This window comes from Flavobacterium sp. (assembly GCF_039916025.1).
GTDB lineage: Bacteria > Bacteroidota > Bacteroidia > Flavobacteriales > Flavobacteriaceae > Flavobacterium.
Genome location: NZ_JBDSMB010000070.1, coordinates 1 through 20,863, shown reverse-complemented (window position 1 = coordinate 20,863; position 20,863 = coordinate 1). Strand labels below are relative to the sequence as shown.

General features: G+C 35.1%; 15 protein-coding genes. 6 read left to right on the top strand and 9 right to left on the bottom strand.

What is annotated here, in order from left to right:
• Positions 1-104 precede the first annotated feature (104 nt).
• Together ABIQ27_RS04300 and ABIQ27_RS04295 are read left to right on the top strand one after the other, a co-directional pair.
• A complete protein-coding gene (locus tag ABIQ27_RS04300) occupies positions 105-4,718 on the top strand; it encodes a choice-of-anchor L domain-containing protein (protein ID WP_348032370.1) in 4,614 nt (1,537 codons plus the stop codon).
• 125 nt (positions 4,719-4,843) lie between these two features.
• Positions 4,844-7,264, top strand: a complete 2,421-nt coding sequence (locus ABIQ27_RS04295; protein ID WP_348032369.1) for an outer membrane beta-barrel family protein — start codon at positions 4,844-4,846, stop codon at positions 7,262-7,264.
• Positions 7,265-7,344: 80 nt separating this feature from the next.
• On the opposite strand, the gene ABIQ27_RS04290 is transcribed toward ABIQ27_RS04295, so the two are convergent.
• The 4 genes from ABIQ27_RS04290 to ABIQ27_RS04275 form a co-directional block, all read right to left on the bottom strand.
• Complete coding sequence (locus ABIQ27_RS04290) at positions 7,345-8,349, bottom strand: beta-ketoacyl-ACP synthase III (protein WP_348032367.1); 1,005 nt, start codon at positions 8,347-8,349, stop codon at positions 7,345-7,347.
• Between the two features lie 99 nt (positions 8,350-8,448).
• Positions 8,449-9,372 (bottom strand): ABC transporter ATP-binding protein, encoded by a 924-nt coding sequence (locus ABIQ27_RS04285; RefSeq protein ID WP_348032366.1) that lies wholly within the window; start codon positions 9,370-9,372, stop codon positions 8,449-8,451.
• A gap of 413 nt (positions 9,373-9,785) precedes the next feature.
• Positions 9,786-10,481, bottom strand: a complete 696-nt coding sequence (locus ABIQ27_RS04280; protein WP_348032364.1) for an OmpA family protein — start codon at positions 10,479-10,481, stop codon at positions 9,786-9,788.
• Positions 10,482-10,492: 11 nt separating this feature from the next.
• Positions 10,493-10,963: a lipocalin family protein gene (locus ABIQ27_RS04275; RefSeq protein ID WP_348032362.1), complete on the bottom strand. Its 471-nt coding sequence runs from the start codon at positions 10,961-10,963 to the stop codon at positions 10,493-10,495.
• 190 nt (positions 10,964-11,153) lie between these two features.
• Between ABIQ27_RS04275 and htpG the strand changes: the two genes are divergently transcribed.
• The 3 genes from htpG to ABIQ27_RS04260 all read left to right on the top strand — a co-directional run bounded on the left by htpG (position 11,154) and on the right by ABIQ27_RS04260 (position 14,024).
• Entirely contained in the window at positions 11,154-13,055 is a 1,902-nt protein-coding gene (gene htpG, locus ABIQ27_RS04270) for a molecular chaperone HtpG (protein WP_348032360.1), read from the top strand.
• An 84-nt stretch (positions 13,056-13,139) separates the two neighbouring features.
• On the top strand, positions 13,140-13,580 hold the full coding sequence (locus ABIQ27_RS04265) for a hypothetical protein (protein WP_348032359.1): 441 nt from the start codon (positions 13,140-13,142) through the stop codon (positions 13,578-13,580).
• A 42-nt stretch (positions 13,581-13,622) separates the two neighbouring features.
• The gene (locus ABIQ27_RS04260; RefSeq protein ID WP_348032358.1) at positions 13,623-14,024 is read left to right on the top strand and encodes a DUF2721 domain-containing protein; all 402 of its coding nucleotides are present in this window, start codon (positions 13,623-13,625) and stop codon (positions 14,022-14,024) included.
• 189 nt (positions 14,025-14,213) lie between these two features.
• On the opposite strand, the gene ABIQ27_RS04255 is transcribed toward ABIQ27_RS04260, so the two are convergent.
• From ABIQ27_RS04255 to rpmH, 3 genes are all read right to left on the bottom strand, one after another.
• Positions 14,214-15,026 (bottom strand): hypothetical protein, encoded by an 813-nt coding sequence (locus tag ABIQ27_RS04255; RefSeq protein WP_348032357.1) that lies wholly within the window; start codon positions 15,024-15,026, stop codon positions 14,214-14,216.
• Between the two features lie 133 nt (positions 15,027-15,159).
• A complete protein-coding gene (gene carB / locus ABIQ27_RS04250; RefSeq protein ID WP_348032355.1) occupies positions 15,160-18,012 on the bottom strand; it encodes a carbamoyl-phosphate synthase large subunit in 2,853 nt (950 codons plus the stop codon).
• A 244-nt stretch (positions 18,013-18,256) separates the two neighbouring features.
• Entirely contained in the window at positions 18,257-18,418 is a 162-nt protein-coding gene (gene rpmH / locus ABIQ27_RS04245; RefSeq protein WP_008464848.1) for a 50S ribosomal protein L34, read from the bottom strand.
• A gap of 156 nt (positions 18,419-18,574) precedes the next feature.
• On the opposite strand from rpmH, the gene ABIQ27_RS04240 reads away from it, so the two are divergent.
• The gene (locus ABIQ27_RS04240; protein ID WP_348032351.1) at positions 18,575-19,090 is read left to right on the top strand and encodes a DUF2892 domain-containing protein; all 516 of its coding nucleotides are present in this window, start codon (positions 18,575-18,577) and stop codon (positions 19,088-19,090) included.
• 109 nt (positions 19,091-19,199) lie between these two features.
• Here ABIQ27_RS04240 and ABIQ27_RS04235 read toward each other — a convergent pair whose 3' ends face one another.
• On the bottom strand, positions 19,200-20,093 hold the full coding sequence (locus ABIQ27_RS04235; protein WP_348032350.1) for a lytic transglycosylase domain-containing protein: 894 nt from the start codon (positions 20,091-20,093) through the stop codon (positions 19,200-19,202).
• A 45-nt stretch (positions 20,094-20,138) separates the two neighbouring features.
• The gene (locus ABIQ27_RS04230) at positions 20,139-20,804 is read right to left on the bottom strand and encodes an alpha/beta hydrolase (RefSeq protein ID WP_348032348.1); all 666 of its coding nucleotides are present in this window, start codon (positions 20,802-20,804) and stop codon (positions 20,139-20,141) included.
• Positions 20,805-20,863 lie beyond the last annotated feature (59 nt).

Below are 20,863 nucleotides of genomic sequence, written 5' to 3'. Positions count from 1 at the left end.
TAAGTTTTTTATTTGTTAAAATATAAATATCGTGCTTTTTATCGATATTATTTGCATTTAAACGATATTTATATCAATATTTGTCTTGTCAAAATCCCCAGATTATGAAAAAGTTATTACTCTTAACCTCAATCATGCTTACTACGATTGGTTTTTCACAGCCAATTTCTGTAAGTACAACGAGCTACACAGTACCACAATTGGTAAACAATGTGTTAATTAATTCGCCATGCGTCAATGCTACCAATGTGACGTGGAGCACAGGAACCAACTTTGGTTCTTCGAATGGAATTGGTTTTTTTCAAAACACAAATCCAGGTTTTCCAATGGAAAGTGGTGTTGTATTAAGTACCGGAAACGCATTAAATGCTCCCGGACCAAATACTTCCATATTAAATGATGGCGCTGCAACCTGGCCTGGTGATGCAAATTTAGAAGCAACATTGGCGGCAGCAGGAATCACAATGGCATCAAAAAATGCTTCGGTTTTAGAATTTGATTTTACACCAATTTCTCCGAACTTCAGCTTTGATTTTATTTTTGCTTCTGAAGAATATGGAAATTTCCAATGTTTATATTCTGATGCTTTTGCCTTTTTATTAACTAATGTGTCGACTGGTGTTACTACTAATTTGGCTGTTGTGCCTAGTACAACTACACCTATATCGGTAGTAACAATTAGAGATTTTTTATATAATTCTTCCTGTCCATCTGTAAATGCCAACTACTTTGGTAGCTTTAATGGTGGTTCCGGAGCAGCAAATTCAGCTACAAATTTTAATGGACAAACCAGAGTCCTAACTGCGGCATCTGTATTAACAGCTGGTGTTCCTTATCATATTAAATTAGTAATTGCAGATAGATCTGACCCACAGTCAGATTCAGCTATTTTTCTTTCTTCAAACAGTTTTAATGTTGGTCAGGATGTATTGGGATTAGATTTAACGATAGCTGGTGGCAATGCCTTATGTTATGGTACAAATCATACGCTTGATACAGGGTTAGATCCTTCTCTTTATTCATTTGTTTGGAGAAAAGACGGTGTGGTTATGACTGGAGAAACTGGTCCAAGTTTGAGTGTGAGTGGAGCCGGGACTTATGAAGTTACCTATGTCAATACTTTCAGTTCATGTCTGCCGGTTGTTGATTCAGTTATAATAGAGTATAATCCTCAAATAACATCTCCAAATCCGAATAACATCTATAAATGTGATTCTGGCGCTGCTTCTTATGCTTACAATTTAGATTTGAATACGCCAGTATTAAGAAATGGATTAGATCCGCTGACTAGTATTACTTACCATATTTCTCAAAATGATGCTGATAATAATATTAGCCCACTTCCTTTAGTTTATAATAGCCCAAGTGGACAAACGATTTATGTTAGAATTCAATTGCCAAATAGCACTTGTTTTATCGTTAAATCTTTTCAGTTGCTTGTTTCACCTGGACCTGTTGCTAATGCGGTACCAGATTTAGAATCATGTGCAGTTAGCCAATTTGTAAATAGAGCCCGATTTAATTTAGGACAACAAACCTCAACAATTTTAAGCGGTCAATCTCCGGCTATAAATATTGTTACTTATTACACTTCACTTACTAATGCGAATACCGGAACAAATCCTATAAGTGGAACCAACTCATTTCAATCTTTTGGTGAAACTATATATGTTAGAGTACAAAATGTAAGTGATCCTTCCTGCTTTAGCATTACGAGTTTTAATCTTATAATTAATCCTATTCCTGTTGTTGATGACCTGGAAGATGTTATTGTTTGTTCAAGTTATGTTTTACAACCTTTAACTAACGGAGATTATTTCACAAGCCCAAATGGAAATGGATTGCCTTTATTTGCTGGTACTTCAATTACACAAAGCCTAACCGTATACATATTCAATCAGCCTGATGGACCAGGCACTTGTGGAGCAAATAGCTCTTTTAAAGTTACGATTGTTGATGAAAGTAGTTTAACACCTCCAGATGTAACAAGCTGCGGGGATTATATTTTGCCTTCACAATTATATGGTAAATATTATACAGCACCTGGAGGAACCGGTACACAAATTCCTTTCGGAACAGTAATATCTGCTTCGCAGACTGTTTACTATTATTTTACTACGACAACACTTCCAATCTGCGTTGTAGATTCTAGTTTCAGTGTTTCAATTGTTCCGAATATTGAAGTTGGAACCAGACCTGATATTTTTGAATGCACTTCTTATTCATTGCCAGCTTTGTCTTTAGGCAACTATTTCACCGGACCTGGTGGCACTGGAGCTCAATTAGCAGTAGGAACTAGTATTACTACAAGCCAAACTGTGTATGTATATGCAGCTACAACTGGTACAACACCATGTAGTGATGAAGATATTTTTGATGTTTTTATTGGGATGTCGCAACCGCCAAATATCTCTCAATGTAACGGATATACTTTGCCTGCGCTTCCTATAGGAAACTATTATACTGGCCCAGCCGGAACTGGAACTCTAATTCCTGCAGGAACTGAAATAAATGATAATTCAATCATCTATATATATGCACAAACAGCAAGTGGATCAAGCAATTGTACTGACAATTTATATTTTACTTTAACTTTTGCTCAACCGCAAATAGATGTTATAGCTGATGTTAGTGTTTGCGAAACTTATACATTACCAGCATTAACAAATGGGGAATATTTTACTGATGTTGAAGGAACAGGAACAATGCTTTTCCCTGGAGATGTTATCCTTACAACACAAACTATATATATCTTCAAAAGATTAGATACAAATTGTTTTAATCAAAATAGTTTTACTGTTACGATTAATCCATTACCGGCTATTGATTCCCGTTCAGATATTGATATTTGTGACCAATATGTTTTAACAGCTTTAACCGTGGGTGATTATTATACAGGTCCAAATGCAACCGGAACACAGATTGCACCAAATACTGTTATATCGACATCTCAGTTAATTTATATTTATGCCATTTCAAGTACAACACCAGCCTGTAGTATTCAAAATAGTTTTCAGATAAATATATTTTCGACAACAGCTGATTCATCACCAAATATTTCTGCTTGTGATAGCTATACTTTACCAGTTCTAACAGCCAACAACCATTATTATACTGCGACAGGCGGATCAACAGGAACTGGAACAGAAATTTTAGCCGGTACTGTAATTACCACAAATCAGACAATATATATATTCAAAGAATCATTAATAAGAACTGCTTTTTCTTGTCTTGATGAAAGTTCATTTACAGTAACGATCAATAATACTCCAACAATTCCTGTTGTTGCAAATGCCACAGCTTGTAACTCTTATACTTTGCCTGCATTGACTATTGGTGATTATTATACGGGTATAAATGCATCCGGAACTTTGATGCATGCAGGTGATGTTTTGACTTCGACGCAATCACTATATATCTATGCGCATACTGCAACTTCGCCTGATTGTTCAAATGAAAGACGTTTTACAGTTACCATATATAATGTAGATGATTTGCCAAATGTTACTACTTGTGAAAACTATACTTTACCAACATTAACTGCTGGCCGATTTTTCACTGGCCCAGCTGGGACAGGAACAATGCTGTCTTCTGGTGCAGTTATTAATACATCAATGACTGTTTATATTTATGGTTCATCAGCATTTCTTCCTAAGTGTAGTGATGAAAGCTTTTTTACAGTAACGATTATTGATACGCCTGTTGCAAATCCGGTTCCTGCAGGTATGAGAACTACATGTGATTTGGATGGTACTAATGACGGAATAGTTAATTTTAATTTGTCAACCTTATCAGCCACAATTTTGGGAACTCAAACAGGTGGTGAATTTAGTGTTACTTATTATGAAAGTATGGCAAATGCGACCACTGCAACAAGCCCTGTAACATCATCGACTCAAAATGTCATTTATGCCAGAGTTAGTAATTCATTAGCACCAAATTGTTATGATGTTAGAGCGATAACAATCATTGTGAATAAACTTCCGGAACCAAAACCAGTTGATGGAATAATTTGTATAGACAGTGAAACCGGATTACTCTTAAATGCTTATACTATGCATAGTGGATTAAGTTCTTCCTTAGACTCTTTTGTTTGGAGAAATGAAGCTGGGACAACTGTGGGAACATCAAGCAATTATCAGGCAACTGTACCTGGAGTATTTACTTTAGTAGCTACAACTAACGCTACGGGTTGTGTTTCTGCACCGGTTAGTGTCACTGTTACACCTTCTGAGCCTGCTATAGTAACCTATGAAGTGAGTGAAGATTTTGCAGATAATCAATCAATTACGGTAACGGCAACTGGCCAGGGAAATAATTTTGAATATCAATTAGATAATGGTCCGTTTCAGGACAGCAATGTTTTTGAACATGTTATGTCTGGAATTCATATTGTAACTGTCAGAGATAAATATGGTTGCGGAAGCGTGAGTATTCAGGCTTTAGTTGTAAACTATCCTAAATATTTCACACCAAATGGTGACGGATATAACGATTCCTGGAACATTAAAGATTTATCAGGTCAACCAAGTGCAAGTATTGCAATTTATGACCGTTTTGGAAAAATGCTTACACAAATAAAACCAAACAATATGGGTTGGGACGGAACGTATAATGGCCATTTGATGCCTGCAGATGATTATTGGTTTAGCGTTTCGTATACTGATGAAAATCAAGTTGCTCAGGAATTCAGAGCCCATTTCGCAATGAAACGATAACTAACATAATAAATATGTTTGCAAAAACTCCTGAGAATATCAGGAGTTATTTTTGTTAAAACTTGTAACAAAATAAAGCTTTTAAAGTCTACTTATACATCAAAAACAAAAACCATCAAAATATCATGAAGTTAAAAATTTTACTAATTAGCTTTTTTAGTACCATTTCTTTTCTGCAAGCGCAAACCTCAGCTAAAACACCATTCGCATTAGGAAGCATTTCAGGAAAAGTAATTGACAATACCACAAAACAACCTCTCGCCTACGTTAATGTTAGTGTTAAACTGGAAGGGAAAATTGTAACTGGAGGAATTACACAAGAAAATGGAAGTTTCAGCATTAAAAATTTGGAACTAAAAGAATATGTTGTTGAATTTCAATTTATGGGTTACAAAAAACAAATCATTACTGTAGATTTAAATGATGCTACCAAAAATGTTAATCTAAATACCATTTCATTAGCAGAAGATGCTGTGCAACTGGAAGGTGTAGAAATTGTCAAAGAAAAATCTACTTACGAACAAAAAATTGACAGAAAAATTATAAATGTTGGTAAAGATTTAATCTCAGCTGGTGCAACTGCCGGAGAAATTTTAAACAACATTCCATCTGTTAGTGTTGATGCACAAACCAACGCTATAAGCTTAAGAGGAAATGAAAATGTAAGAGTTTTAATTGACGGAAAGCCAACAAACATTGATCCTGCGCAATTGCTAAAACAAATTCCATCAGCATCTATAAAGCAAATTGAATTGATTACAAATCCGTCAGCAAAATATAACCCGGAAGGAATGAGCGGAATTATCAATATCGTTTTACACAAAAATGCTAGCCAAGGGTTTAATGGAAGTATCAATAACGGCGTAACATTTGCCAAAACTCCAAAGGTGAATTCCTCATTTGATATGAATTACAAGGTTGGAAAATTCAATTTTTACGGCAATTACGGATTCAATCATGGTCTTCAACATAATCATGGTTTTGTAAATAGTCATCAACCGGGTGCTGAAAAAACAGTCGATTTTAATTTTAACAATAAAAATATTTCCCATTTGTATAAAATCGGTATCGATTATTATTTGAATGACTTTAATACCCTATCTGTTTATACCAATCAAAATCTTTATCTATCAAGTGGAAATAGTACTACGATGGTGGATTATCAATCAAATGCTATTTCTGATATTGTTCAAACAAACAATAGCCATAACAAAAATCCGTCAGGAACTTACAATTTAGATTTTAAGCATAAATTCAAAAAAGAAGGTGAAAACATTGAATTAGAAGCCAATTACAACCGAAATAAAGGCACTGAACATTCAAGGTTTGAAACTTTGACAAATACTAGTGATATTAACTATTTAAATGATATTAGCAGTCTAAACAACAATACCAAAATTAATTTAGATTATACCAATCCGTTGGGAAAAGACGCCAAATTAGAAACAGGTTTAGAAACCCGAATAGAAGACACCAATAATGATTTCGACAAAGACTTAGCTTATAATTCTGATTTTCATTATAAAAGAACAATACATTCAGCTTATGCAACTTATGGCAAACAGTGGACAAAATGGGGTTACCAGGTAGGTGCGCGTTTTGAAAATTATACTGCTGAAGCTAAGTTTAATGCGGTTGATTCTGAAGATAGCAATGGAAACGGAAACACTACCGAAATCATCACAGGTACTTTTGATGATAAAATAAACACTGTTTATCCAAGTGGTTATTTGTCTTATAAACTTTCAGATAATAATAGCTTTAATTTCAATTATTCGCGAAGAGTTGACAGACCAAGCATCGGACAGGTAAATCCAATCAGAGAATGGAGCACACCGACAGTTACTTCGGTTGGAAATCCCTATTTAAAACCACAGTTTACCAATTCATTTGAATTGAATTACACTAGAAAAACAAAAATTGGTTCTATCTCAAGTGTGGTGTTTTACCGAATGATTACTCATGAAATCACGCGTTTGGTAGAGATTGATCCAAATGACAGCAACAGAAATATTTTGTCTTATGCCAACTTCAAAGATAATAATTCGTATGGAGCTGAAATTTCAGCAAATTTAGATTTTACCAAATGGTGGAGTGCGAATGTTGGAACCGATATTTACTTCAAAAAAATAAGAGGAACGGTAACTTCTCAATTCGTTGAAAAAAATGTTTCTGTTTTCAATGGAAGGATTAATAATACTTTCAAAGCTACCAAAAACCTGCGTTTTCAACTTTTCGGAATGTATCGTGGACAAGAACAAGGACTACAGTTTTTAAGAAAAAGCATGTACAAAACAGATATCGGAGCGAGTTACAATGTGTTGAAAGGAAAAGGAACTATCAGCGCCAGAGCAAGTGACATTTTTAACACGATGAATTTCAGCTTTGACGGAACATTGCCTTATAATCAGGAAGGCGCATTTTACTGGGAAAGCAGAAGCGTTTATTTAGGATTTAATTACCGCTTTGGTGGTGGCAAAAATGCTGCGCTGCAAAGAAAACAGCGTGATAAAAACGAAACCCAAGGTAGTGGTGGAATGATGTAGATTTTATTGAATTTGAGTTAGTTGTTATTGAAAAAGCCGTCTGTGCAAAGATGGCTTTTTCTATTTTGAAGTTTAAGCTTTTACCATTTAATGATAGCACTTGCCCAGGTAAATCCACTGCCAAAAGCGGCTAAGACAACAGTATCGCCTTTCTTTATTTTTCCTTGCTCCCAGGCTTCTGTCAAAGCAATTGGAATAGAAGCGGCCGTTGTATTTCCGTATTTCTGAATGTTATTAAAAACCTGATCATCGCTCAAACCAAATTTCTTTTGAATAAACTGTGAAATTCTCAAATTCGCCTGATGTGGAATCAACATATCAATATCAGAAACCTGCAAATTATTGGCTTGTAAACCTTCGTTAATTACTTCGCTAAAACGAACTACTGCATGTTTGAAAACAAATTGCCCGTTCATATAAGGAAAATAACTCTCATCATCCGGATTGTTTTCTGCCAAAATATCTGTTATCCATCTTCCGCCCATTCCTGGCGCTAAAACGGCTAATTCTTTGGCGTGTTCACCTTCTGAATGCAAATGTGTGGAAAGGATTCCGCTGTCATCATCGCTTCTTGTCAAAAGCGCTGCTCCTGCTCCATCTCCAAAAATTACCGAGACACTACGGCCACGTGTTGACATGTCTAATCCTAACGATTGCACTTCGGAAGCTACCACCAAAATGTTTTTATACATTCCGGTTTTGATAAATTGATCTGCAACAGAAAGCGCATATATAAAACCCGAACATTGATTGCGGACATCCAATGCGCCTACAGTTTTCAAGCCCAATTCTTTTTGCAAAGCAACACCTGGTCCTGGAAAATAATAATCGGGTGAAATAGTCGCAAAGACTATAAAATCGATGTCATCATTAGAAAGACCAGAACGCTCAATGGCAATTTTAGCGGCTTTCACGCCCATTGATGTAGTCGTATCCTGACCCCGAACAATATGCCTTCTTTCCTGAATTCCGGTTCGTTCCTGAATCCATTCATCATTTGTATCTATTATTTTTGATAAATCATCATTGGTAACTACATTATCGGGAACATAAAATCCTAAACCTGATATTTTGGATTGGTACATACGTATGTTTATTAAATTATCAATATGCGAAAGGCTAAGTTAAACATTTTTAAAAAGGAACAATTTTATTTCAGATTTAAAAAATTGCGGCAACTGATTTTAGGATTTCTTTTCTAAGTGAATTTCAGAACCAATGGAAACTTCATTTTCACTTTCAAAAAATACAGTTTTGTTTTTATGCTTAGCTTCGATGAGATAATGGTTTCCTAGAAAATAAGCATTTGTCACGACGGCTTTTAGCTTTGATTTTTCAGCAATTCTCAATTGGTTTGGATAAATCAGTTCTGTTTTTCCATCAATTTCTATTTCGTTTACATCACCGAAAAGAGAAGCTATATATTTGCTTTTGGGATTATCGTAGATATTTTTTGGACTTCCTTCTTCAATGATTTTTCCATCTTTCAACACCAAAACATCATCCGAAAATGAAAGCACATCCGAACTGTCATGTGTAGCAAAAATGGTTGTGATTTGTTTTTCTTTCAGATAGCCAAAGAGTTTTCTGCGTAAGCTGTTCTTTCTAAAATTATCTATATGGCTAAAAGGTTCATCCAACAATAAAACTTCAGGCTCAAGTGCCAAAACTCTTGCCAATGCAACACGCTGCATTTGTCCGCCGCTTAAGTTTTTTGCTTTTATATTGGCATAATCCGTCATTTCAACTATTTCCAATAATTCAGCAATGCGCTCATTTTTTTGTTCCGGGTAAAAGTTTGAAAGGTATTTTCCAACATTTTCGGCAACGGTAATATATGGCATCAAATCAAAATCCTGTGCCAGATATTTCATAAAATCCATTCCTGGAATTAGATTGTATTTTGGTCCCAAAATTTCAATGTTATCCCAGAATAGTTGCCCTTCATCTAAGTCATATAATCCATAAATAAGTTTGAGTAAGGTACTTTTTCCGCAACCGCTTTCGCCAATTACAGCCATATTTCTTCCTTTTTTTAATTCGAAAGAAATAGTATTTATGATTGGCTTTTCCTGATAGGAAAATGAAATGTTTTCGATTTTTAGCATGACTTTACCTGAGATACAAAATTGAGCAATCTAAAATGAAATAAAAAATATAGTTTATATAATTCTAAAAAATAAGAGCGAAACTCATATTACTGAGAATCGCTCTTACCAACCTAACCAATAACAAATCTATTTCAATTAAGAAATATATTTATTTTTAAATGACTTCTAACATTCGAGAACTTTGACTAAAACCTTCAGAGAAAACGGGCTCGGTTTACTTAACCACATTCCTAAATTTCTCGGATGGTTTTTACCTTTTTACCTCTATTTCTTATAGCCATCTTTGTATATGTAAAGTTACTGCTGTTTAACCGTTTATAAAAATTATCAAACAGAAAGTTTTGTTAAATTTTCTTCAAAAAAAAGCGCCCATTTACATGGACGCTCTTAAATATGTTAAAAGTACAGGATTATTTTCCTGCTTCTTTTTGAGCATCCTGAACCATTTTTTCGTTAGCCGTAATAGCAAACTCTACACGACGGTTTTGACTTCTTCCATCTGCAGTATCATTTGATGCAATTGGGTCAGCAATTCCTAAACCTGTAGTTTTAAAACGTGAAGAACTTATACCTTTTCCACTTAAATAACTTTTAACAGAAGCAGCTCTTTGTTCTGATAATGTTAAGTTATGCGCCACAGTACCTGTGCTATCAGTATATCCATAAATCTGGATATCAGTATCTGGATATTGACCGAATACTGAAACTAATTTATCCAAATTAGCTTTTGCTGTAGTAGTCAATGAAGACTTGTCCGTATCAAAACGAACAGCGTTTTCTCCAAGTGTCAATTTTATCCCTTCTCCTACTCTTTCAACTTTTGCACCAGGTACAGAGGTCTCAATTTCACGGGCTTGCTTATCCATTTTATTACCAATTACGCCACCGGCAACTCCACCGATAACTCCGCCAAGAACAGCACCAAGTGCTCCATTTCCACCTTTGCCAATATTATTACCTAAAACCCCACCGATAACGGCACCTCCTGCAGCACCAATTACTGCTCCACGTTGTGTTTTATTTGAATTTTTTACTGCATCACAACCTGTGAACAGACTTCCTAAAAGGAAAAGACTTGCTAAAGCAACTGTTTTTATATTTTTCATAATGGTTAAATTTAATTTCTATTGAATTGGTATACTACATCGGTTGCTTTTCCGGCAACATCAATTTGGTCAACAAGCTGAAAAGAATTATCTGTTATATTGGCAACTTTCAGAACGTAACCGTCTTTTACTTTTCTTGCTTTAGATTCATCTAAAACTTTCATAACAAATTGCCCGTCTTTATTGACAAACCAAGTAATTGGCGTACTATAAGCTGTACATTTTGGGCTGTTCAGCGAGAAATTACCTTTGTTGTTGTTAGAAACGAATTTCCATTTACTACCAACAAAACATTGTGAATCTGCCAATTCAAAAGAATTAACTTTAAACACACTCGAATTAGGATAAGTCACAGATGTAACGGTCCAGTTTCCTTTCATCGCTACCTGTGTTTTAGAATCCAACTTAGTGTCGGTGGCCGATTTTGATTTACATGATATAATCAAAACTGACAATGCAATAAATAAAATAAATTTTTTCATGCGTATTTGAGTTTTATAAATTAGTTAGTACAAATATACTACGATTTTAACATTTGACTTTACATTATATCGCAGAATTGTTTCAGAATTAATGTAAAATTCTTATTGCGTCAATTTGTCATAAGCGTTGCAATTGGTCTCAGTTTTGACTAGTCAGAATTCAAAATCGTTTAATCTAAAAAATATAAATATGACAACAGGAAAAATCAATGTATCCGTAGAGAACATCTTTCCGCTGATAAAGAAGTTTTTATACAATGACCACGAAATTTTCTTGCGTGAATTAGTATCGAATGCCACCGATGCAACGTTAAAATTAAAACATCTAACAAGCATTGGTGAAGCCAAAGTAGAATATGGCAATCCAATTATCGAGGTAAAAATCGACAAAGAAGGCAAAAAACTGCACCTCATCGATCAAGGATTGGGAATGACTGCTGAAGAAGTAGAAAAATACATTAACCAAATTGCTTTTTCAGGTGCTGAAGAGTTTCTGGAAAAATATAAAGATTCAGCCAAAGACTCAGGAATTATTGGTCATTTTGGACTTGGTTTTTATTCAGCATTTATGGTAGCTTCCAAAGTAGAGATTATCACCAAATCATACAAAGACGAACCAGCTGCGCACTGGACATGTGATGGAAGTCCGGAATTTACTTTGGAGCCATCTGACAAAACCGAAAGAGGAACCGAAATCATCCTTCATATTGCTGAAGATTCTTTAGAATTTTTGGAAGAATTTAAAATCCGTGAATTGTTGACGAAGTACAACAAGTTCATGCCGATTCCAATTAAGTTTGGAACCCGTAAAGAAAAAATCGAACAGAAAAAAGGAGAATCTGTTGCCGAAGCAGACAAAGACAATATTTTCACTGAAGTGGAAGTCGATAACATCATCAACAATCCAAATCCGGCCTGGACAAAGCAACCGGTTGATTTGACTGACGAAGATTATAAAGATTTCTATCGCGAATTGTATCCAATGCAATTTGAAGATCCATTATTCAATATTCATTTGAATGTGGATTATCCGTTCAACTTGACAGGGATTTTATATTTCCCAAAAATGTCCGGCGATTTGCAAATGCAAAAGGACAAAATCCAAATGTATCAAAACCAGGTTTTTGTTACCGATAATGTCGAAGGGATTGTTCCTGAATTTTTAGGCATGTTGAAAGGTGTGATTGATTCTCCGGATATTCCGTTGAATGTTTCGCGTTCTGGTTTGCAGGCAGATAGCAATGTGAAAAAAATCTCGAATTACATCACACGTAAAGTAGCTGATAAATTGAAATCATTATTCACTGAAAACCGTGAAGATTTCGAGCTAAAATGGAACGATATCAAAATTGTATTGGAATACGGAATGCTTTCGGAACCAAAATTCTATGAGAAATCAGCTGATTTTATTTTGTATCCAACCGTTGATGACAAGTATTACACTTTAGCAGAATTAAAAGAAGCGATTACCGCAAACCAAACCGATAAAAACGGGAAATTGGTAGTGTTATATGCTTCTAACAAAGATTCACAACACAGTTACGTTGAAATCGCTAAGGAAAAAGGATATGAAGTGGTATTGTTGGATTCTCCAATCGTATCACATTTGATTCAAAAACTGGAAAGTGACAATGAGAACATGAGTTTTGTACGTGTAGATTCAGATCATATCGATAAGTTAATTCAAAAAGAAGAAACTCAAATTTCTAAATTATCAGAAGACGAGTCTACGCAATTGAAAACGGTGTTAGAAGAAATTGTGCCAAAAACAAATTACTCGGTTCAGTTACAAGCAATGGACAGTACAGCTGCGCCATTCATCATCACGCAACCTGAATTCATGCGTCGTATGAAAGAAATGAGCCAAACTGGTGGCGGCGGAATGTTCGGAATGGGGAATTTCCCGGAAATGTACAATTTGGTTGTGAACACCAATTCAGAATTGGCAACAACGATATTAAACACTTCTGATAAATCAGCTCAGGAAGGTTTGGTAAAACAAGCATTAGATTTAGCCAAAATCTCTCAGGGATTATTAAAAGGTGAAGAGCTGACTGCTTTTGTGAAAAGAAGTTTTGAGCTAATCAAATAAGAAAATGAATATAAAGAATAGATAAAAGACCTGTGAGTGAAAGCTTGCAGGTTTTTTTGTAAATTTGAGTTTTAATAAAAACTTATGATTAAAATTCTAAAAGCTATTGTTACAAAATTAGGAGGTGTTGATGTTTCTGAAAAAAATCATGTAGATACTTTTACAGAAAATAAAATGATTGCTGCGAGAGGAACTCAAATAGCTTCTTCAAAGAGCGGCGGAATTTGGATAGAATACCAAGAACTCGCAGGGTTTAAGTTTTTAAATGCTATAATCATTGGTCAAAGCAATATGAAAACAATGAACGGTTGTGAATTGACTTTTTTGGGAGAAAACATGGAAATCAAGCTGAATTCAGACACTCAGGAAATTGAATCCGATTTTTCAAATGTATCTAACAGATGGCTCACGAGCGTAACCTTTGACATAACAACTATTGAGACTGATTTTATTGAAAACAAAACAGCAGACACCATTCAATTGAGCTATAAGAAATCAACTGAAATTTTCAATGTTTTAAAATAAATTAATCCCATTAACTTCGTAATTCACAATTCGTAATTTACAATGACTCTCCACATCGAAACTCCGGCCTTACTTTTCTCAGCAACATCTTTGATATTGTTAGCATATACCAATCGGTTTTTAACCATTGCTCAAATCGTGCGAAGTTTGAAAAAACATTATGATGAAAATCATACCAAAAGCATTTTACTCCAAATCAAAAATCTTAACCTGAGGCTTTCGCTGATACGTTATATGCAGCTCTTTGGCGTGTTGTGTTTGTTTCTTTCGGTGTTTGCGATGTTAGCTCTATTTCTTGAACAACATACCATGGGTATTTACCTTTTTGGCGGAAGTCTATTAACTTTGCTGGTTTCGCTAGGAATTTCTTTTTGGGAAATCAGCATTTCGGTGACAGCATTGCGTTTGCACTTGAGTGATTTGATGGAAGAGGAAAAAAAATAATCACTTGAAATCAAAATAAACCTTTCTCTGAGGAATAGTTTACTTGCTGTTTTGTGTCAATTTTTTATGTTGGAATTATTTTTGAAACAATTTTTCACAACTTTATTTTATACTTTAAAATATCCAAAGGTCGAAACCAAAAAACTCTCAAGCTTTTATTTGGGAGTTCTTTGGTGGGTTATTAGAAAATCAGTAATAGATATACGTTGTCGTAGTGCTCGGATAAGGCCCACCTTCCATTATTTTTACAGAAGTTTCCGGGAAACTCAAACTATTGTAGGTATAAGTTGTTGTTGAGGATGTGCCACTTGAGTCAGCAGTAAACCAACCGTTTGTCAAAATATTATGATCCACACCGAATACCTCTCCATAGCTTTCTCCTTCTGCTGCATCGACTAAATTGAGTTGGCTGAAACCGATTATATTCTTAAACGGATTGTTATTGTTGTCATAATTGTATAGTACCGTATAGGGCTCACCAGGATCTGTTCCATCCGAATAAGGTGTAATATCAACACTACTTATTTCATTATCCGTCAGGTGAATGACAGCTGCCCCCAATATATCAGTAAAAATCCCTGAAAAACCGCCGTGCCATAGACATGAAACCGTATTGTCGGTATTGTAAGTAAAGTCAATTTTATGTTCGAAAGTTACAGGATTGTCGGGCTCAACGTTTTGTAAATACACCAATAATCGTCCGCTGGTATCATAGGTAAAAGTTTCAAATCCTACTATTTCCATCCCGTCAGAATCGTAGGTGTCAATCCTTGTAATAAAGTCATCTGTGTAGGTGTAATATTTGGGATTACTCGATTGCGGAATTTGCTTAACAATTTTCTTTCCATTATAAAAGAAATCTGTATAAAAGGTTCCATCATCTGTTACGGTAATCCTTTTTACCAATGCATCATTTTCTGGTGTAAAAGGAGAGTCCGAATCTGAGGAACAGGCGTTCAGCACTAGACTGGTAAGGAAAATAAGGGAAATGATTTTTTTCATAAAGTTTGGCTTTTAGTTATCCAAACTCACCTCATTTATTGTGCCAAAAAAATATAAATCATTATTATTCAACGGATTTAAAATAGAAACGCCCTTAAATTATTAAGGGCGCTAACTATATAATTCGTAAAATCTACTTGCTTAGGTACATTTTTCTTCTCGAATACAATTCATAGAACTGGTCGTCTTTCAAATCATCAATAAACAAGATACTTTCACCTGTTGATTTCATTTCCGGCCCAAGTGCCTTATTCACATTCTGAAACTTAGAAAAAGAGAAAACAGGTTGCTTAATTGCAAAGCCTTTAAGCTTCGGAGTAAATGTAAAATCGGTTACTTTATTCTGCCCTAGCATCACTTTCGTGGCATAATTTACATAAGGTTCACCATAAGCTTTCGCAATAAAAGGCACCGTTCTCGAAGCTCTTGGATTGGCTTCAATAATATAAACGGTATCGTCTTTTATCGCAAATTGTATGTTGATTAATCCAACTGTTCTCAATGCCAATGCTATTTTCTTTGTATGATCTTTAATTTGCTGCATTATGAATTCACCCAAATTAAACGGTGGCAAGGTTGCATTACTATCGCCTGAATGAATTCCGCATGGCTCGATGTGCTCCATAATTCCGATGATGTAGACATTTTCACCATCACAAATCGCATCGGCTTCGGCTTCAATTGCTCCGTCTAAATAATGGTCTAAAAGCAATTTATTTCCCGGAATGTTTTTCAGCAAATCGATAACATGTTCTTCTAATTCCTGTTTGTTGATGACAATCTTCATTCCTTGTCCGCCCAAAACATAAGAAGGACGAACTAGTAATGGAAAGTCTAAAACATCAGCCAATTTCGATGCATCATCAGCATTTTCAGCAATTCCAAATTGTGGAAATGGAATTTTTAATTCGGTCAACAATTCAGAAAATCTTCCTCTATCTTCGGCTAAATCTAAAGCATCAAATGAAGTTCCAAGAATTTTGATTCCGTATTTAGATAATTTTTCTGCTAGTTTCAATGCTGTTTGTCCGCCAAGCTGAACGATTACGCCTTCAGGTTTTTCATGACGAATGATGTCATAAATATGTTCCCAAAATACCGGCTCAAAGTATAATTTATCCGCTGTGTCAAAATCAGTGGAAACCGTTTCCGGATTGCAGTTAATCATGATGGTTTCGTAACCACATTCTTTAGCTGCTAAAACTCCGTGAACACAAGAATAATCAAACTCGATTCCCTGCCCAATCCTATTTGGTCCAGAACCCAAAACGACTACTTTCTTTTTATCAGAAACAATGCTTTCATTGTGAACATATCGTTCGCCTGTTGCTGTTTCAATTTCAGCTTCAAATGTCGAATAATAATATGGTGTTAATGCTTTAAATTCGGCCGCACAAGTGTCAACCAGTTTGTAAACACGTTTGATATTCATATCATCACGCAACTTATAAACCTGACTTTCCAAACATTTCAGCATGTGCGCAATTTGTCTGTCGCCGTAACCTTTTTGCTTTGCTTCCAATAATAATTCTTTGGGAAGATTGGCGATATTGTATTTTGAAATTTCTTTTTCTATTGTGTATAATTCTTCGTATTGCTTCAAAAACCACATGTCAATCTTAGTGATTTCGTGGATTCTGCTCAATGGAATTCCTAACGCAATCGCATCATAAATCACAAAAACCCTGTCCCAACTTGCAAACGTTAGTTTCTCTATTATTTGTTCGTAATCTTTATATCCTTTTCCGTCAGCGCCTAAACCGTTTCTTTTGATTTCCAAAGATTGTGTCGCTTTGTGCAGTGCTTCCTGGAACGAACGTCCAATTCCCATTACTTCTCCAACCGATTTCATTTGAAGTCCTAACGTTCTGTCAGCGCCTTCAAATTTGTCAAAATTCCAGCGTGGAATTTTCACAATTACATAATCCAAAGTTGGTTCGAATAAGGCTGAAGTTGATTTTGTGATTTGGTTTTGTAATTCATCCAAATGGTAACCTAAGGCTAATTTCGATGCAATCTTCGCAATTGGATAACCAGTTGCTTTTGATGCTAATGCAGAAGAACGAGAAACTCTTGGATTGATTTCAATCGCAACGATGTCTTCTTTTTCATCTGGTGAAACTGCGAATTGCACGTTGCAACCTCCGGCAAAATTCCCGATAGAACGCATCATCAGAATCGCCATATCACGCATTTTCTGGAAAGTGGTGTCCGATAAGGTCATTGCTGGCGCAACAGTGATTGAATCTCCGGTGTGAATTCCCATTGGATCCATATTTTCGATAGAACAGATGATTACAACGTTGTCATTTTTATCGCGGAGTAATTCTAATTCATATTCTTTCCAACCAAGCAAAGCTTTGTCAATCAAGACTTCGTGGATTGGTGACATTTCTAAACCATAACTTAGTTTTTCGTCAAATTCTTCTTTGCTGTGTACGAATGCTGCTCCGGTTCCGCCAAGCGTAAACGATGGTCGGATGACTAATGGAAAACCAAATTCCTGTGCAATTTCTTTTCCCTGCAGGAATGAAGTCGCGGTTTTGGCTGGTGCTGTTGGCACACCGATTCTTTCTAACAATTGTTTGAATTGTTCTCTGTCTTCGGTAACATTGATTGCGTTTACATCTACGCCAATTAATCGAACATTAAAATCGTCCCAAATTCCTTTTTCGTCAGCTTCCAAGCATAAATTTAATGCTGTTTGTCCGCCCATGGTTGGCAAAACAGCATCGATTTGCGGATGTTCTTTCAGGATCTGGATGATTGATTTGGTTGTTAATGGCAATAAGTAAACGTGATCCGCCATACTTGGATCTGTCATAATCGTTGCCGGATTGGAGTTGATAAGAATAACTTCAATTCCTTCTTCGCGGATAGAACGAGCCGATTGTGAACCGGCATAATCAAATTCGCATGCCTGCCCGATTACTATTGGGCCTGAACCTATGATTAAAACCGATTTAATTGAATTGTCTTTGGGCATTTTTTGTGTGTTGTTTTTGTTAGAGACAAGGCATTGCCTTGTCTGTACTTGTTGTGTGTTGTGGTTGTGGTTTTGTTTTTTAGCCCCGATAGCAGTGGAAATCCTTTTTATTTTTCTTTAAAAATAAAAAGATTGGAACGGATAGCGGGAAATAGCTCCTGAAAATTATCAATATTTATGAACATAGTATAAAAAAAGCCGCTACTAATAAAAGTAACGGCTCTATATTGATTATTGCTAATCATTATTTTTTGTGTCTTGGTTCAGAAGATACAGTCAATTTATGTCTTCCTTTTGCTCTACGACGCGCAAGGACTTTTCTTCCATTAGCAGAAGCCATTCTGTCCATAAATCCGTGTTTATTTCTTCTCTTTCTTTTCGATGGTTGAAACGTTCTTTTGCTCATTGCTGTGTATCTTTAAAATCTTGTATTAATTTCTATAGTATACGGCTCTTTTAAAACCGAGTGCAAATATACAAACCTTTTTTTTTCTGGCAAGTAGTTTTATAAAAATATTTTCATTTCATTTTATTACCTTTGCAACCACAAAAAATATATCACATGTTTCACAGATTTATCAAATTAATTATAGCTGCATTATTAGTAGCAACAGCCATTTGGCAGTTTACAGAAGGAAATGTTGGAAACGGAATTTTTTTAATTCTATTGACGGCTATTCCTATTTTTCTTTATTACAAAAACGAATTTATCCTTTTGGCCTTTTTAAAATTGAGAAAACAAGACTTTGCAGGTGCAAAAGTTTGGCTGGATAAAATCAAAAATCCTGAAACGGCTTTGGTTAGAAAGCAACAAGGATATTACAATTACCTTCACGGATTGATGATGTCGCAAACGAATTTACACCAATCGGAGAAATTCTTTAAAAAAGCAGTTGAATTAGGCTTGAGCATGGATATGGATATGGCTGTTACCAAATTAAACTTAGCCGGGATTGCAATGTCAAGAAGACGTAAACTAGAAGCTACAACGTTGTTAAACGAAGCTAAAAAGCTTGACAAACAAAACATGCTGAATGATCAAATCAAGATGATGAAAGAGCAAATGAAGAAAATTTAAGGAGACTTCTTAGACTGACTTAGACAACTTAGAAATAAAAACCGCTTTCAAGAAAAATGAAAGCGGTTTTTATTTTAGATTCTAATCTAAGAAGTCTAACTAATCTAAATTAATATCCAGATAACGGAATTTTAATTTCGTATTTCTTCTTACTTGGATTCAATAATTTTTTATCTCTCAGCCAAGGATTATGGATTTTCAAAACCTTGTAATTAATTCCCTGAGAGATTGCAAATCCGGTTAAGTCGGTAATTGTACTATCTACTTCAACGCTTTTTGTTGGAATTGTTGGGTATAAATCGGTTGGATAAATACTAAATCCGTACAATTCTGGTTGCTTCATGATTTCTTTAAGTGCTAAAATTCGGAACACATACCGTGAAGTTTCTTCTGTCAAACCTAAATCGTAGTAATTAGAAACTTTCTGTTCGTCTATTTTTTTTCCTAAGCCACTCATACCGCCATTGTATGAAGCAGCGGCCATTGTCCATGAGCCAAATTTTTCTTTGGCAGCTAATAAATATTTACAAGCCGCTTCGGTAGATTTCTCTAAATGGTAACGCTCATCAACAAGTTCGTTTACTTCCATTCCTCTTTCTCTCGCTGTATCCGGCATAAATTGCCAAACACCTTTAGCTCCCGAAGGAGAACTGGCATTCACCAGTGCGCTTTCGATAACGGCAAGATATTTAAAATCATCCGGCACACCATATTTTTGCAGGATTGGTTCAATAATAGGGAAAACTCTGTTGGCTCTTCGTATTATTAAAACTGTCGTTGCATCAAGATTAGCATTTATAAGTAATTCTCTGTCTAAACGCTCTTTAACATCGCTTATTTGTAGTGGAGTAGTCTCACCTGCAAAGTCAACAGCAGTTGGAAAATACATTGGAGTGCCTTCACGTAATAATTTTTCTTTGTTGTCTCCTGATATCCCATATACTAGTATTCCGGAAATCAAAATTATTACGAATGTCGATAATAGGGCTTTATTCGTTTTCATAATATTCTTATTTATATTGGTAAAACTACAAAAATCAATACAACATTACCTACTATCTAACATAATTTTAGGTAAATTTTCATTAAGCCAGCGGTATTTTGTTATGATCATAATATGTGTTCCGCCTTTAACACTGATGCTTTTCCCGATATGTTTTATCGGAAAAACTTCATCAGCTTCTCCATGAATATGGATAATTTCATTGTCAATTTCTGTTCGGTCCCAATTGATTATTTGCTCAATTGCCCAATCTAAATATATCTTGTCACGAACGGAAAGAAACTTTTCATACAGTTTTAGCCTTTGTTTTAAAATGGATGAACCAAAAGTGAATTTGGTTAAAAGCTCAATGTTTTCAACGAGTTTGGTTGGTATAAGTTTGTAAGCTTTTGTGGTTTTTGCAATTTTCATTCGTCTTGGCATTTCAACATTTGATTTTACACTCGAAATGATAATTACCTTTTTTGTATTTACAAATGGTTTCATTTCCTGAACCAAAATCCCACCAAAAGAAACACCAACCAGGATAATATTTTCATGCTTTATATTTTCTGCCATTCGCTTGGCGTATTCATTTAACGATTCATTTTCTTTTGGTAAAACCCATTCCAGTAAATGCATTTCAAAAGTTTCTGTCGGTAACTGAATTCGTTCAAAAATACTTGAACTTGCAGCCATTCCTGGCATAAAATAAACATGAATTTTTGGCATTTTTTAACTTGAAAGTGGTTAATTATTAGTAACTTTGCATAAAAATAATCCTTTTTTTT

What these genes read in the sequence shown, in the direction of transcription:
- rpmH (WP_008464848.1), bottom strand. Translation starts at nt 18,418, where the DNA reads ATGAGCAAAAGAACGTTTCAACCATCGAAAAGAAAGAGAAGAAATAAA.
- ABIQ27_RS04285 (WP_348032366.1), bottom strand. Translation starts at nt 9,372, where the DNA reads ATGCTAAAAATCGAAAACATTTCATTTTCCTATCAGGAAAAGCCAATC.
- ABIQ27_RS04295 (WP_348032369.1), top strand. Translation starts at nt 4,844, where the DNA reads ATGAAGTTAAAAATTTTACTAATTAGCTTTTTTAGTACCATTTCTTTT.
- carB (WP_348032355.1), bottom strand. Translation starts at nt 18,012, where the DNA reads ATGCCCAAAGACAATTCAATTAAATCGGTTTTAATCATAGGTTCAGGC.
- ABIQ27_RS04230 (WP_348032348.1), bottom strand. Translation starts at nt 20,804, where the DNA reads ATGCCAAAAATTCATGTTTATTTTATGCCAGGAATGGCTGCAAGTTCA.
- ABIQ27_RS04265 (WP_348032359.1), top strand. Translation starts at nt 13,140, where the DNA reads ATGATTAAAATTCTAAAAGCTATTGTTACAAAATTAGGAGGTGTTGAT.
- htpG (WP_348032360.1), top strand. Translation starts at nt 11,154, where the DNA reads ATGACAACAGGAAAAATCAATGTATCCGTAGAGAACATCTTTCCGCTG.
- ABIQ27_RS04255 (WP_348032357.1), bottom strand. Translation starts at nt 15,026, where the DNA reads ATGAAAAAAATCATTTCCCTTATTTTCCTTACCAGTCTAGTGCTGAAC.
- ABIQ27_RS04300 (WP_348032370.1), top strand. Translation starts at nt 105, where the DNA reads ATGAAAAAGTTATTACTCTTAACCTCAATCATGCTTACTACGATTGGT.
- ABIQ27_RS04235 (WP_348032350.1), bottom strand. Translation starts at nt 20,093, where the DNA reads ATGAAAACGAATAAAGCCCTATTATCGACATTCGTAATAATTTTGATT.
- ABIQ27_RS04260 (WP_348032358.1), top strand. Translation starts at nt 13,623, where the DNA reads ATGACTCTCCACATCGAAACTCCGGCCTTACTTTTCTCAGCAACATCT.
- ABIQ27_RS04290 (WP_348032367.1), bottom strand. Translation starts at nt 8,349, where the DNA reads ATGTACCAATCCAAAATATCAGGTTTAGGATTTTATGTTCCCGATAAT.
- ABIQ27_RS04280 (WP_348032364.1), bottom strand. Translation starts at nt 10,481, where the DNA reads ATGAAAAATATAAAAACAGTTGCTTTAGCAAGTCTTTTCCTTTTAGGA.
- ABIQ27_RS04240 (WP_348032351.1), top strand. Translation starts at nt 18,575, where the DNA reads ATGTTTCACAGATTTATCAAATTAATTATAGCTGCATTATTAGTAGCA.
- ABIQ27_RS04275 (WP_348032362.1), bottom strand. Translation starts at nt 10,963, where the DNA reads ATGAAAAAATTTATTTTATTTATTGCATTGTCAGTTTTGATTATATCA.